We start from the raw sequence: 12,150 nt of genomic DNA on the forward strand, positions 1-12,150 counted from the left end.
CACACCTAAGGCACCCCATGGACAGCGAGCGCGTGCAGAACTGCCTGGACCTGATCCGCCAGGCACAGCGGCTACCCGTGGACGATGCTCGGCGCAGCCTGCTGGAACAGGCTGCCGGCGAACTCGTCCGCGACGGCCGACTTCGACGCCGTGCCGAGGCACGCGCGGCACGGGCCGCCGCCGACGCGAAGCTGCTCGCCGCCACCGCGATGGGCGCCCCCGACCGTGTCATGGACGCCGCCCTGTCCGCCCCGTCCGCGACGCGCCGGCTGCCGGACCGTACGCCGATGGACGACGGGCCGTCACGGCTGCTGAACCGCCCTCAACGCTGCTACGTCTGCAAGGACCATTACCGGCAGGTCCACGACTTCTACCACCTGCTCTGTCCCGCATGCGCCGACGAGAACCTCGCCCACCGCACGACCCGCACCGACCTCACCGGTCGTCGTGCGCTGCTGACCGGCGGGCGCGTCAAGATCGGCCACCAGGTCGCGCTGATGCTGCTTCGGGACGGCGCCGACCTCACCGTGACCAGCCGCTTCCCCCAGGACACGGTACGTCGGTTCGCCACCGCCCCCGACGCCGAGCAGTGGTGGCACCGGCTGCGGATCGCGGCCCTGGACCTGCGCGATCCCCGGCAGGTGCTCGCGTTCACGGACCACATGCTCTCCGAGGGGCTCCCCCTGGACGTCCTGATCAACAACGCGGCCCAAACCCTACGCCGCTCCCCTCAGGCCTACGCCGCTCTGGCCGCGGCCGAACCCACGCCCCTGCCCGCGCCGCTCACCGCGCCACGGACATGGACCGCTCCCGGCTTCTGCGTACCCGGCCCGCGCACCGCACCGCTGCCGTGGACGGCGGAACTCGCGTCACGGTCGCGCATACCCGAGGCCCTCGCCGGTGGCGCGAACACGCCTGCCGACGCGGTGGCCGTCCCCCTGCCGCGCGAGGCCGTCGACGAGGCGGGCCTGTTGCCCGAGACCGCCGCGACCAACTCATGGACGCTACGTCTGGGACAGATCGACCCGACCGAGCTGCTGGAGGTCCAGCTGGTCAACGCCGTCGCGCCGTTCCTGCTCGCCGACCGCCTGCTGCCACTTCTCGACGCCTCCCCGCACCCCGACCGCTACCTCATCAACGTCTCGGCGGTGGAAGGCCGGTTCACCGTGCGCAACAAGACCGGCGACCACCCGCACACCAACATGGCCAAGGCCGCCCTGAACATGCTCACCCGCACCAGCGCCGCCGACCTCGCCGGCCGCGGCATCCACACCTGCAGTGTCGACACCGGTTGGGTCACCGACGAGAAGCCCCTGCCCGCCCGCGAACGGCACGCCGCCACCGGCTGGCGCCCACCGCTGGACATCGTCGACGGCGCCGCCCGTGTCTACCACCCCATCGTGCGAGGGCGGGCCGGCGCGCCCGTCCACGGCGTCCTCCTCAAGGACTATCGCCAGGTCCCCTGGTGATCGCCCCGTCGGGCGCGGTGGTGGAGTGCCCCTGCGCCGCCACGGGCAGGGGGAACTCCGTCCAGACGGTCTTGCCGTCCCGGGTGTAGCGGGTACCCCATCGTTCGGTGAGTTGGGCCACCAGGAAGAGACCGCGCCCGCCCTCGTCCGTGGTGCGGGCCCGCCGTAGGTGCGGGGCGGTGTTGCTGCTGTCGGAGACCTCGCAGATCAGGCCGCGGTCGCGGATGATGCGCAGGGTCACCGGCGTGCCGCCGCCGTACCGGTAGGCGTTGGTGACCAGTTCGCTCACGACCAGTTCGGCGGTGAACGCCGCCTCCTCCAGGCCCCACCCGGTCAGTGTGGCCTGCGTCAGGTGCCGTGCCCGGGAGGCGGCGGTCGGCTCGGCGGGCAGCTCCCAGGAGGCGATCTGCTCGGGCGCCAACACGCGGGTGCGGGCGAGGAGCAGCGCGACGTCGTCCCGCGGGTGCTCCGGCAGGAGGGCGTTCTGTACCGCCGTGCAGGTCTCCTCCAGTGAGCGGCCGGGCCGGGACAGTGCTTCTCGCAGTCGCTCGATGCCCTCGTCGAGGTCGTGGCCGCGGGCCTCCACCAGGCCGTTCGTGTACAGCGCCAGCAGGCTTCCTTCGGGGAGTTCCATCTCGGCGGACTCGAACGGGAGTCCCCCGAGGCCCAGCGGCGGCCCCTGGGGAAGGTCGGGCAGGCTCACCGTGCCGTCGGCGGTGACCACGGCGGGCGGCAGGTGGCCGGCGCGGGCGAGGGTGCAGCGCCGGGAGGTGGGGTCGTAGACCGCGTAGAGGCAGGTCGCGCCGACGATCTGTCGGCCCTGCGAGCGTCCGTCGGCGGGCTCCTGCTCGTCGGCGAGGCGGTTGACCAGGTCGTCCAGGTGGGAGAGGACCTCGTCCGGGGCGTAGTCGAGGCCCGCCAAGGTGTGCACGGCGGTGCGTAGGCGGCCCATGGTGGCCGCGGCGTGCAGTCCGTGGCCGACGACATCGCCGACGACAAGGGCGACACGAGCTCCGGACAGCGGGATGACGTCGAACCAGTCGCCGCCGACGCCGGTGGCGGGATCGGCCGGCAGATAGCGGTGCGCCACCTCGACGGCGCTGTGTGCGGGCAACTCCTGCGGCAGCAGGCTACGCTGCAGGGTCAGCGCGGCTTGATGCTGCTGGGTGAAGCGGCGGGCGTTGTCGATGCACAGGGCGGCACGTGAGGCGAACTCCTCCGCGAGCGTGAGGTCGTCCTCCTCGAAGGGCTCGGGCCGCTCGGCCCGCCACAGGCTGAGGATGCCGAGGAGCAGGCCGCGGGCCGTCAGCGGGACGACGATCAGCGAGTGGGCGCCGAGGCCGAAGGCGCGCCGGGTGCGCTCCGGATCCTGGAAGTACCAGCCGGGGCTGCTCCGGAGCTCCGGTTCGAGGATGGGCTGCTGTTCGGCGAGGCACCTGGCCTGTGGGGTACGGGGGTCGAAGTGGAAGACGTCGCCGGCGGAGTACATCACTTGCAGTGCCTCCGCCACGACCGAATGGACGGCCATCCTGCGCACCGGTCCGCTCGTCTCCACGGTGGTCTCCTCGCTGCGGGCCACCGCCTCCAGCAGGTCCACCGAGACGGCGTCGGCGAGGTCGGGGACGGCGGCGTCGGCCAGCTCCCAGGTGGTCCGGCCGAGGTCCAGTGTGGTGCCGATACCGGCGCTCGCCCGGTTGAGCAGGGCGAGTCGACGTCGGGCCCGGTAGCGGTCGGTGACGTCCTCGACCAGTTGGGTGACGCCGAGGATCTCGCCGGACGGGTCCTCGATCCGGAACGCCGACACCGACACCCACCGCTCGCGGTCGGGGTCGCTCCTCGTACGACAGGGCTGCTCGGTGAAGATCAGGGGAGCACCCGTGTCCAGCACGCGGCGCAGGCGTCGCTCGATGGGCTCCACGTCCGGGCCGAAGAGGAAGTCGCCGATGCGTCGGCCCCGCATCTGGGCCGTGGGAAGGTGCGCGAAGCGGGCCAGCGCCCGGTTGACCCGCAGGATGCCCAGGTCGGGGGCGTGGACGGCCAGGCCGATCGGGGAGCGCCGGAAGAGGCCGTCCAGGACCGAGCGGTCCGTCTCCCATCGGAGCATCTCCTCCGCCGGGGCGACGACGAGGAGCCATTCCCGGGTCGATCCGGCGCGGACGACGGCGCGGGCGCGGAAGCCCAGCTCCACCCGCCGCCCGTCGCGGTGCAGGACGGGCAGGACCCCGGCCCAGCCCCGCTCGCGGGCGCACGTCGCCGCCGCGTCCAGGACCGCCTCCCGATCGCGCGCGTCGATGAGGAATCCGAGGGCCTGCCGGCCCAGCACCTCCTCGGGCGGGTAGCCGAGGTGGTCCTGTGCGCGCTCGCTCCAGCCGACGACCGTGCCGTGGTCGTCGACGACCGCCGCGGCCGAGTTGTGCAGCGCGAACGGGTCCTCCGGCACCTCGCCCGATCCCGGCGCTGGTGCGTCCATCGCTGCCACCCTTCGACCTGCCGAACGGACCGCACGCGAACATCCCCGCAACGACCACCCAGAGTGACGAGAGACCGGGCTGGGCAGTCGACCTCCCTTCAGTATCGCCGCGTCCGCGCACGTCGGCAGGGCGTCCCTGCCCGGGGAGATTCGAAGCGCGACCTCGGGGCATCCGTACAACGTCTCGGCCCCTACCCACCGACAGGAGGCAGCAGTGACCACCTACGTGATCACGGTGCCCGGCACGTTCCTGAGGGACGTGGGCGATGCAGCACGCTCCGAGCTGGAGAGGAGGCTGATCCCGCACCACACGGACCTGAGCGAGACCCAGGACGTGGAGCTGCTGACGCTCCACGAGGGCGGGACCTTCTCCGTCCGGCTAGAGGTCGAGGCCCCGGACCGGGCCACGGCCGAGGACGACGCCGTCCGCCTGGTGGCCGGCGCCCTCGAAGAGCTGGGGGTCTCCGCGAAGGACGTACCGCTGGGACCTCCGGCCGTCACCGGTGTCGACGGCGAGTCCTAGGCTCCCTCGGCTCCCGCGTCGGAGCGGGGGTGGCCCGGGCGGTCACCGTGGGTGACACCGCCCGGGCCGTCACTCTCCGACGGTCGCGGTGCGGGCCCGTACCTCCTCCGGGGTGAGGTAGTGGTCGGTGTACTCGAAGTCGCGCAGCGTCCCCGGCTTGTACGTCTGGAATCCGGTCCGGACGAAGTCGTCGCCGGCCACCGCGTTCAGGAGCCAGTTCGTCATCACCCGGGTCTTCGCGGCCCCGGTGCGCAGCGCCGCCCAGTGGTAGCCGCGGGCCACGGCCTGGGCGGGCATCCCGCGCAGGTCGATGCCGAGCGGCCGGGAGACGCCGTCGCGTCCGCCGAGGTCCACGACCAGTCCGAGGTCCTTGTGGACGTAACGACGCAGCGGTGTGCCCCGCAGCGTGGCGACGACGTTGTCGGCGGCGACCCTGCCCTGGCGCGCGGCGTGCTGCGCGGTGGGTGGGCACACCGCGTCGTCGCCGCCGGCGGCGAGGTCGGGTACGGCGGCCGCGTCACCGAGCGCGAACGCGCCGTCCGCCCCCGGCACCCGCAGGTCCGGCGTGACGACGAGCCGGCCGCTCTTGGCGGTCTCGGCGCCCAGCGTGGCGATGAGGGGGCTCGCGGCGACGCCGGCGGTCCAGATGAGGGTGCGGCAGGGCAGTACGCGCCCGTCGGTGAGCGTGACGTCCTCGGGGCCCGCCTTGGCGACGGAGGCGCCGAGCGAGACCTCGATGCCGCGGCCGCGCAGCACGTCGAGGGCTGCCCGACCCAGTCGGTCGCCGAGCTCGGGCATCAGTTTCGGGGCGACGTCCACGAGGTGCCAGCTGATCTCGCGCCGGTCCAGCCGGGGGTAGCGGCCGACGGCGTTCGTGGTGAGGCGCTGCAGGGCGGCGGCCGTCTCGGTACCCGCGTAGCCGCCGCCCACCACGACGAAGCCGAGCCGTGAGGCCCGCTCCGCCGAGCCCGGTGCGGCGGCGTCGGCCAGGTCGAGCTGGGCGATCACGTGGTCGCGCAGGTGGGCCGCCTCCGCCAGCGACTTCATGCCGCGGCCGTGTTCCGTCAGGCCGGGGATGTCGAAGGTGCGGGTCACGCTCCCGGGTGCGAGCACCAGGTGGTCGTACGGCTGGTCCACCAGCTCCCCGGTGATCTTGCGGATGACGCAGACCTTGGCCCGGGTGTCGACGCCCACGGCCCCGCCGGGCACGATCCGGGTGCGGTGGCGGCGGCTGCGGCGCAGCGAGACCGCCACGGACTGGGGGGTGAGTACCCCCGAGGCCACCTGCGGCAGCAGCGGCAGGTAGAGCTGGTAGGAGAACGGAGTGACCAGCAGGATCTCCGCCTCCCCCGGTGACAACGTCCGCTCCAGGCGGCGTACGCAGGAGACGCCGGCGAATCCCGCGCCGACGACCACGATCCTCGGTCGTGCCATGGTGTCCGTCCCTTCTCGGGTGTACGGGTCCCCGGCACGCCTTCCCCGGCAGGACGCTCCATGAACGCGAACACGCGAACATCGGTGCGGACGGCTCCACCCCGACGCGCGCGGGTACCCGCCTCGGCGCACGCCGACGGAGCCGAGCGGCGCACCGCGGCATCGTCTCGCCGCGGCCGGGCACACGGGTCGTATGTCCGGAGAGCACGCACGCCCGAGTACGTTGTTCCACTTCGCCCGCGTCTCCGAGGGCTGTCCGGCCCACGCGGCGAGGCGCCGGCACCCTTTCAGAAGGCGGCTGCGCGGCAGGATCCTCGCCTACAGGGACATCGAGTTCCTCGCCTCCGAGACCACGGGCGAGCGTGGCGCGGGCGAGGGGTTCCTGCTGCTGGTGCACGTCCGCAAGGTGGTCGGTGAGATCCGCTACCGCCGCTGCGCCGCCTGCGCGCGGGGCGTGATCACCGGGGTCGACATCGACGCCGTCTTCCGCTCGACCGGCCTGGACACGCGCGCGCTGTCGCACCTGCGGGCACGCCACCCCGGCATCGCATGGCAGAGCACACTGACCCTCCGCACCACGCGTGGCCTCCTGCGCCGCATGCGCATCCCGACGTCCGACGTCGGCGGCGACGTCGGCGCCCCGTGCCGCACGACCGGGTACGCAGCGTGCGGCCGTAGCGGTCGGCGCCCGGGCGTGCGGGAGGACGTGCGGGTGGGCGGGCGTTTGGATTCGTGATTCGTGATCAGACGAGGGACCTACGGGTCCACCGGGGGACCAACGAGGGAGGGGGTCCGGATGGCGACATCGGGAAGCCGCCGGGACGACGCGGGCGACGGCGCCGCGTCCGTGGGGCGGGACGTCGTGCTGGCGGTCGGGCTCCTGGGCATCAGCCTGGGCGGACTGGCCGTGTTCGTGCGGACGACGGTGGGGACGGGGGCCGGTGGCGGCATACCCGTGATGCCGATCGCCACGGTGATCGTCCTGGTGGCCGGAATGGCGCTGGCCCGGTGGGCCCTGGCACCCGTTCGGCGCCGCTCCCCCGCGTCCCCGGGGGAGGCCTACGCGGCGGCCGTGTATCCGAAGGGCCCGGCGTACCCGGTGCCCGCGGATCCGTCGGCCACGACGGCGGTCCTCGTGCCACCGGCCGCTGCCGAGCTCGTGGCGGATCCGGTGGACGTGCCCGAGCTGGGGCCGGACGCCCTGGACCACGCGGCGGTAGACGCCGACGGATTCGAGCACGCGATCGCCGCGCTGTGTGCCCGGGACGGCTGCCTCCAGGTGGAAGTCGTGGGCGGGGCCGGGGACTTGGGTGCCGATGTGATCGCCACGACGGCGGACGGTCTGCGCGTCGTCGTCCAGTGCAAGCACTACGGCGACGGCAACCGGGTCGGCTCGCAGGACCTGCAACGCTTCGGCGGCACCTGCTTCGTCGTCCACGAAGCCGACGTGGCCGTGGTGGTGACCACCAGCTCCTTCACCGCTCCGGCCGAGGACTACGCCGCGACCTGCGGCATCGTCTGCGTCGACGGCGACGCGCTGGCCGCGTGGACGGAGTCGCGGACGCCCCCTCCCTGGGAGACCCCCGCCACGGAACCGCCGCGGCCGGGGGCCCCGGCCGACGCCGAGGTACAGGCCTGAGCGGGTCCTCCCACGGCCGCACCGCCGCAGGGCTCCCGATCGCGGCCCGACCTGGGCGGAGGTGCCCGGCCGCTCCGTCCTCGCGGGCATATGCTTCACCTTGGCCCTGCTCATCGGTGGACGCGCGATCGACGTCAGGAGCGGAAGTGGGAACGACACTCGTCGTCGCCGCGATCGTGATCGCGGCCGTGGTCGTCAGAACCGCCGTCGCCGAGCTCAGGGAGCCCGGAAGCGGCCGCCGGCAGTGGTCGTTCCTCACCGACTCCCGCGCGCTCACGGCGGGAGCGATCACCGCCCTCGTCCTCGGCCTCCTGGCCTGGCGGCAAGCCGGCGGCGAAGGCGTCGTATGGGCGGGACTCGCCGGGATCCTCGTCGCGTTCGCCATGGGCCAGGGCCGCCGGCCCCGGTAACCGCCCCCGTCGGCCAGGGTGGTCCGGGGACTCAGCCGAGGGCGCGGTCGAGGTTGAAGGCCGCGCTGATGAGCGACAGGTGGGTGAACGCCTGCGGGAAATTGCCGAGTTGCTCGCCGCTCCGGCCGATCTCCTCCGCGTAGAGGCCGAGGTGGTTGCCGTAGGTGAGCATCTTCTCGAAGGCCAGGCGGGCATCCTCCAGGCGTCCGGCACGCGTGAGCGCCTCGACGTACCAGAAGGAGCAGATCGAGAACGTGCCCTCGGCGCCGCGCAGGCCGTCCGGGCTGGCCTGCGGGTCGTAGCGGTAGACCAGCGAGTCGGAGACGAGATCCGTGGTGAGCGCGTCCAGGGTCGAGAGCCATTTCGGGTCGGTGGGCGAGATGAATTTGGCCATCGGCATCATCAGCACGGAGGCGTCGAGCACGTCGTCACCCAGACCTTGGACGAAGGCACCACGCTTCGCCGACCAGCCCTCTCGCATGATCTGCCGGTAGATCGCGTCCCGACTCCGCTGCCAGCGCGGAAGATCGGCGGGCAGGCCTCGCCGGTTGGCCATCCGGATGGCCCGTTCGATCGCCACCCAACACATCAGGCGCGAGTAGACGAAGTTCCGCCGGCCGCCCCGGGTCTCCCAGACGCCCTCGTCGGGCTGGTCCCAGTGGTCACAGAGCCAGTCCACCACCGCGCCGACCTCGTCCCAGTGATCACTGCTGATCGGTTGCCCCCACTTGTCGTAGAGGTAGACCGAATCGATCAGCGCGCCGTAGATGTCCAGCTGGAGCTGCTTGGTGGCGGCGTTCCCGACCCGCACCGGAGCGGAGCCCAGGTGCCCTTCGAGGTGGAGCAGCTCGGATTCGGGCAGGTCGGTACGCCCGTCGATGCCGTACATGATCTGCAGCGGCCCGATGGGGCCGACGCCCCGCATGATGCCCCGGTCGGACAGGAAGCCCATGAACGCCTCGGCCTCCGTCGTGAAGCCCAGGCGGAGCATGGCGTAGATGGCGAAGGCGGCGTCGCGGACCCACACGTACCGGTAGTCCCAGTTGCGCTCACCGCCGACCCGTTCGGGCAGGCTGGTCGTGGGGGCGGCCACGATCGCACCGGTCGGCACGTAGGTGAGCAGCTTGAGCACCAGCGCGGAGCGGTGCACCATCTCCCGCCACCGGCCGCGGTAGCGCGAGCGGCCCAACCAATGGCGCCAGAACCGGACCGTCGCCTCGAACTGCTCCTCCGCCTCGGCGTGCGGACAGGCCTGCGGGCGGAGGTCATCGCCGATCTTGTCGAGGGCGAAGACCACGGACTCGCCTTCGAGGAGCTTGAAGTGCGACTCCACGTCCGTTCCGTCGCTTTCGAGCGGCACGGTGGAGGTCAGCGCCAGGGAGATCGACGGGGCCTCGAAGACGGCTTCGTGGACCTGCGTACGTACGGTGTGCGCTTCGGCGCCGTAGCCGAAGCGCGGGGCCACCCGGGTCCTGAAGGGGAGGGTGCCGCGCACGCATATCACCCGACGGATCAGCCGGTGCCGGGCCGCCTCGCGCGACTCGTCGACGACGGGCATGAAGTCCTGGATCTCCGCCACTCCGTCGGCGGCGTAGAACCGTGTGATCAGGACGTTGGTGTCGGGGAAGTAGAACTGCCGGGTACGCGCCGGCACCTCGGCGGCCAGCTCCCACGATCCGCCTTTGTCGGCGTCGAGGATGGACGCGAAGACGCTCGGCGCGTCGAAGCGCGGGCAGCAGTACCAGTCGATCGTTCCGTCGGTCCCGACGAGCGCGGCGGTACGAAGATCCCCGATCAGGCCGTGCTCGGAGATCGGCAGATAGCGCGCGTCGTCCATTCCGCCGGATCCGGTGGCGAACTCCATGCCGGCCTCCCTACCGTCTCGCCGTGAGCGGGTGCGGGTGCGGGAATGCAGAAGACTGTGCCTTTCATGGTAGAACGCCCCTGGATCGCGGCACGGCGACCCGGAGAGCACCGCCGGAGCGACAGGCGCGCATGCGGAACGACCTCCCAGGTCAGCGGCCCGCATCAGGTGCCGACAGCCGGCTCGGCGCCCTCCACACCGGATCCGCGGCCTGGCGAACGACACCGGCGCTACCGGAGACCCCTACCAGGGGGCGCGGGCGCAGACGGTCCTGCCGCCGTCGGGGGTGGGCCGAGGGCCGCGGTGGGCGGCGTGGGCGCGCGGGTGCGGCAGGACCTCTTTCGGACATTCTGCGCTCGAAGTACGCGGGGCGGAGCGCGAGCGGCTTTTGCGGGCAGGCGAAGAGCGACCACAACGATGCACCGCCTCCGAGTGCCCGGCTCCGGCCGAACGACCGCACGACCAGGCGGTGTTCTCTTCAAGGAGGTCCCACACCATGCTGATCACCGTGACCCGCACCGGCGGGTTCGCAGGCGGGGAGAAGACGGCGTCCCTCGAGACGGAGTGCCGTGCCGACGGGCCCGAGCTGGAACGGCTGGCCGAGCTCGCGCTCAGCACCGAGGGCCCCGTGGAGCAGGAACCCGTTCCCGACGGCTTTCGCTACGTCCTGCGCGTCGACGACAAGCTGGTGGAGTTGCAGGATCCGTACCTCACCGAGGAGCAGCGGCAACTGATCGACGCCGTTCTGTCCACGGCCCTCTGACCGCCCCTCAGCCGGCGAGGCTGCGGTCACAGGCGGCCGGCCGGCCCCGACGTGTCGCCTGCCCCGGCCCGTGCGTCGCATGCGCCACGGGCGGCGTCGCGAAACGGTCACCGATGGGGCGGTGACGACCGACGGGTCCCGCACTGTACGACGGCCTGCGCCAGGGCCGATCGGAACGCGCTGCGCACGTTTGAAAGCGCGGCGCGCGTGTAGAAGCGATTTTGACCCCGGTCTCATCTCACGAAGCAGGAGACGCATCATGGGCATCATCGCGTGGATTCTCATCGGTCTGTTCGCCGGCCTCATCGCCAAGGCGATCATGCCGGGGAAGGACCCGGGCGGCCTCCTCATCACGATGCTCATCGGCATCGCCGGAGGCCTCCTCGGCGGCTGGCTCGGCAAGGTCGCCTTCGGCGTCGATTCCATCGACGGCTTCTTCGACATCTCCACCTGGATCGCCGCCATCGTCGGCTCCGTCATACTCCTGGCCCTGTACCGCATGGTCACCGGAGGCCGGCGCTCTCACCGCCATGCCTGATCGCGGCCGCGGCGTGGCGACGTAGAACGCCTTTCGCCTCTTCTGGCACCGTGCGTGCGCATCCGCGCCTGCCCGCCGCCGTCAGGTGGCGGGCAGGCGCGGATGCGCACGCACTGGAGTCGCACCCGGTCTCGGGTGGACATCGCTGGTCCCCGCGACGAGGTTCGGCGGGCGCCGGTACGTCTCCCCGCCGTGTTGCGGCCAGTTGATGTGGGCGATGCCGACCGCCACTCCTCGGTGGGCGAGTTCCGCGCGCAGGGCCTGCGCGAAGGACTCGACGCGCCCGCTTCGGCGGCGCAGTAGGCGCTCACGTGCGGTGACGCCCCCATGGATGCCAGGCGGGTACTCCCGTCTCCGGCATGCGCCTGCTGAGCAGCCGTCCGTAGGCCGAGGCGGAGCCCTGGCCTGCCCGGCCGCGAGCCGCACCGACTCACTCCGTCCCCGACGGCGGGTGCGAGGACGTGGGGGCTCCCGGTGTCGGGCGTACCCCCGCCCCTGCGGCGGCTGGGCCCGGCGCTCACGGCAGCCCGTCCGCCTCCCGGTCGGACCGGGGCCAGACATACGGCAGGTCGTCCGGTACCCCCGGGAAGCGATCCCGGTAGAAGGCCGGGGGCTTGCGCACCAGCGTGGACCGATGGCTTCCATGGAAGTCCGGCGCGCCCAGCCACGGCGGCAGGTCCCCGTCGACGGCCGACTGCGCCTGCGTCCGTGGGGTGGTGCCCTCCGGCCGCCACGCCCCGAAGTCCTCGACCAGGGTGACGGCACAGGTATCGGCGTGCCCCTGCGCGGTCCACGCCCCGCAGATCTCCGGCCCGTACCGGACGAGTGCCTCCTCGTACCCCACCCACATGCGCACCGCCGGATGCCTGCGCCATCCGTAACCCGGAACGATCAGGCCACGCAGTACCTGCACGGCCTCGACCCGCTGCCCTGCGGGCCCAGGGCAAGCCTGGCAGAGGCCCCGGAGCCCGGCCTCGCGACGAGAGCCACCGGAACCAACGGCCCGAATTGCGTGAAATGCGAGGGGATCGGGGTACGCG

The 12,150-nt window shown here is 72.4% G+C and carries 10 protein-coding genes and 2 pseudogenes; 7 read left to right on the forward strand and 5 right to left on the reverse strand.

Translation table 11 applies throughout. The features are described 5' to 3' along the window. Positions 1 to 17 precede the first annotated feature (17 nt). Entirely contained in the window at positions 18 to 1,469 is a 1,452-nt protein-coding gene (locus tag ACWG52_RS03925) for an SDR family NAD(P)-dependent oxidoreductase (RefSeq protein ID WP_390138331.1), read from the forward strand. Here ACWG52_RS03925 and ACWG52_RS03930 read toward each other — a convergent pair. Beyond that, the gene (locus ACWG52_RS03930; RefSeq protein WP_389801409.1) at positions 1,441 to 3,939 is read right to left on the reverse strand and encodes a SpoIIE family protein phosphatase; all 2,499 of its coding nucleotides are present in this window, start codon (positions 3,937 to 3,939) and stop codon (positions 1,441 to 1,443) included. The two genes, ACWG52_RS03925 and ACWG52_RS03930, sit on opposite strands and share 29 nt — an antisense overlap. 214 nt (positions 3,940 to 4,153) lie before the next feature. Here ACWG52_RS03930 and ACWG52_RS03935 point away from each other — a divergent pair, with 214 nt between their 5' ends. Next, positions 4,154 to 4,462: a hypothetical protein gene (locus ACWG52_RS03935; protein WP_033215950.1), complete on the forward strand. Its 309-nt coding sequence runs from the start codon at positions 4,154 to 4,156 to the stop codon at positions 4,460 to 4,462. A gap of 69 nt (positions 4,463 to 4,531) precedes the next feature. Here the strand turns inward: ACWG52_RS03935 and ACWG52_RS03940 are convergent, their stop codons facing one another. Next, positions 4,532 to 5,896, reverse strand: coding sequence for an NAD(P)/FAD-dependent oxidoreductase (locus ACWG52_RS03940; protein WP_389801405.1), 1,365 nt, complete (start codon positions 5,894 to 5,896; stop codon positions 4,532 to 4,534). Positions 5,897 to 6,089: 193 nt separating this feature from the next. Between ACWG52_RS03940 and ACWG52_RS03945 the strand changes: the two genes are divergently transcribed. The 3 genes from ACWG52_RS03945 (at position 6,090) to ACWG52_RS03955 (ending at position 7,945) form a co-directional block, all read left to right on the forward strand. Beyond that, positions 6,090 to 6,632 (forward strand): hypothetical protein, encoded by a 543-nt coding sequence (locus tag ACWG52_RS03945; RefSeq protein WP_390165710.1) that lies wholly within the window; start codon positions 6,090 to 6,092, stop codon positions 6,630 to 6,632. 60 nt (positions 6,633 to 6,692) lie between these two features. After that, complete coding sequence (locus ACWG52_RS03950; RefSeq protein WP_389801400.1) at positions 6,693 to 7,535, forward strand: restriction endonuclease; 843 nt, start codon at positions 6,693 to 6,695, stop codon at positions 7,533 to 7,535. Positions 7,536 to 7,681: 146 nt separating this feature from the next. Continuing rightward, entirely contained in the window at positions 7,682 to 7,945 is a 264-nt protein-coding gene (locus tag ACWG52_RS03955; protein ID WP_389801398.1) for a hypothetical protein, read from the forward strand. A gap of 31 nt (positions 7,946 to 7,976) precedes the next feature. Here ACWG52_RS03955 and ACWG52_RS03960 read toward each other — a convergent pair whose 3' ends face one another. Then, the gene (locus ACWG52_RS03960) at positions 7,977 to 9,809 is read right to left on the reverse strand and encodes a glycoside hydrolase family 15 protein (protein ID WP_389801395.1); all 1,833 of its coding nucleotides are present in this window, start codon (positions 9,807 to 9,809) and stop codon (positions 7,977 to 7,979) included. Positions 9,810 to 10,305: 496 nt separating this feature from the next. On the opposite strand from ACWG52_RS03960, the gene ACWG52_RS03965 reads away from it, so the two are divergent. After that, a complete protein-coding gene (locus ACWG52_RS03965; protein ID WP_389801393.1) occupies positions 10,306 to 10,572 on the forward strand; it encodes a protealysin inhibitor emfourin in 267 nt (88 codons plus the stop codon). Positions 10,573 to 10,831: 259 nt separating this feature from the next. Further along, the gene (locus ACWG52_RS03970) at positions 10,832 to 11,110 is read left to right on the forward strand and encodes a GlsB/YeaQ/YmgE family stress response membrane protein (protein WP_390138327.1); all 279 of its coding nucleotides are present in this window, start codon (positions 10,832 to 10,834) and stop codon (positions 11,108 to 11,110) included. 201 nt (positions 11,111 to 11,311) lie between these two features. Here the strand turns inward: ACWG52_RS03970 and ACWG52_RS03975 are convergent. After that, positions 11,312 to 11,448 (reverse strand): annotated as a pseudogene (locus tag ACWG52_RS03975) (short-chain dehydrogenase); the annotation flags it as partial. Between the two features lie 179 nt (positions 11,449 to 11,627). Next, positions 11,628 to 12,038: pseudogene (locus tag ACWG52_RS03980) on the reverse strand (MSMEG_6728 family protein); the annotation flags it as partial. Positions 12,039 to 12,150: the final 112 nt, after the last annotated feature.

The sequence above is a fragment of the Streptomyces sp. CLCI03 genome (assembly GCF_053615355.1).

Bases quoted from the DNA above. Each gene is read 5' to 3' on its own strand.
- ACWG52_RS03925 (WP_390138331.1), top strand. From the start codon at position 18: ATGGACAGCGAGCGCGTGCAGAACTGCCTGGACCTGATCCGCCAGGCA.
- ACWG52_RS03930 (WP_389801409.1), bottom strand. From the start codon at position 3,939: ATGGACGCACCAGCGCCGGGATCGGGCGAGGTGCCGGAGGACCCGTTC.
- ACWG52_RS03940 (WP_389801405.1), bottom strand. From the start codon at position 5,896: ATGGCACGACCGAGGATCGTGGTCGTCGGCGCGGGATTCGCCGGCGTC.
- ACWG52_RS03945 (WP_390165710.1), top strand. From the start codon at position 6,090: ATGTCCGGAGAGCACGCACGCCCGAGTACGTTGTTCCACTTCGCCCGC.
- ACWG52_RS03950 (WP_389801400.1), top strand. From the start codon at position 6,693: ATGGCGACATCGGGAAGCCGCCGGGACGACGCGGGCGACGGCGCCGCG.
- ACWG52_RS03960 (WP_389801395.1), bottom strand. From the start codon at position 9,809: ATGGAGTTCGCCACCGGATCCGGCGGAATGGACGACGCGCGCTATCTG.
- ACWG52_RS03965 (WP_389801393.1), top strand. From the start codon at position 10,306: ATGCTGATCACCGTGACCCGCACCGGCGGGTTCGCAGGCGGGGAGAAG.
- ACWG52_RS03970 (WP_390138327.1), top strand. From the start codon at position 10,832: ATGGGCATCATCGCGTGGATTCTCATCGGTCTGTTCGCCGGCCTCATC.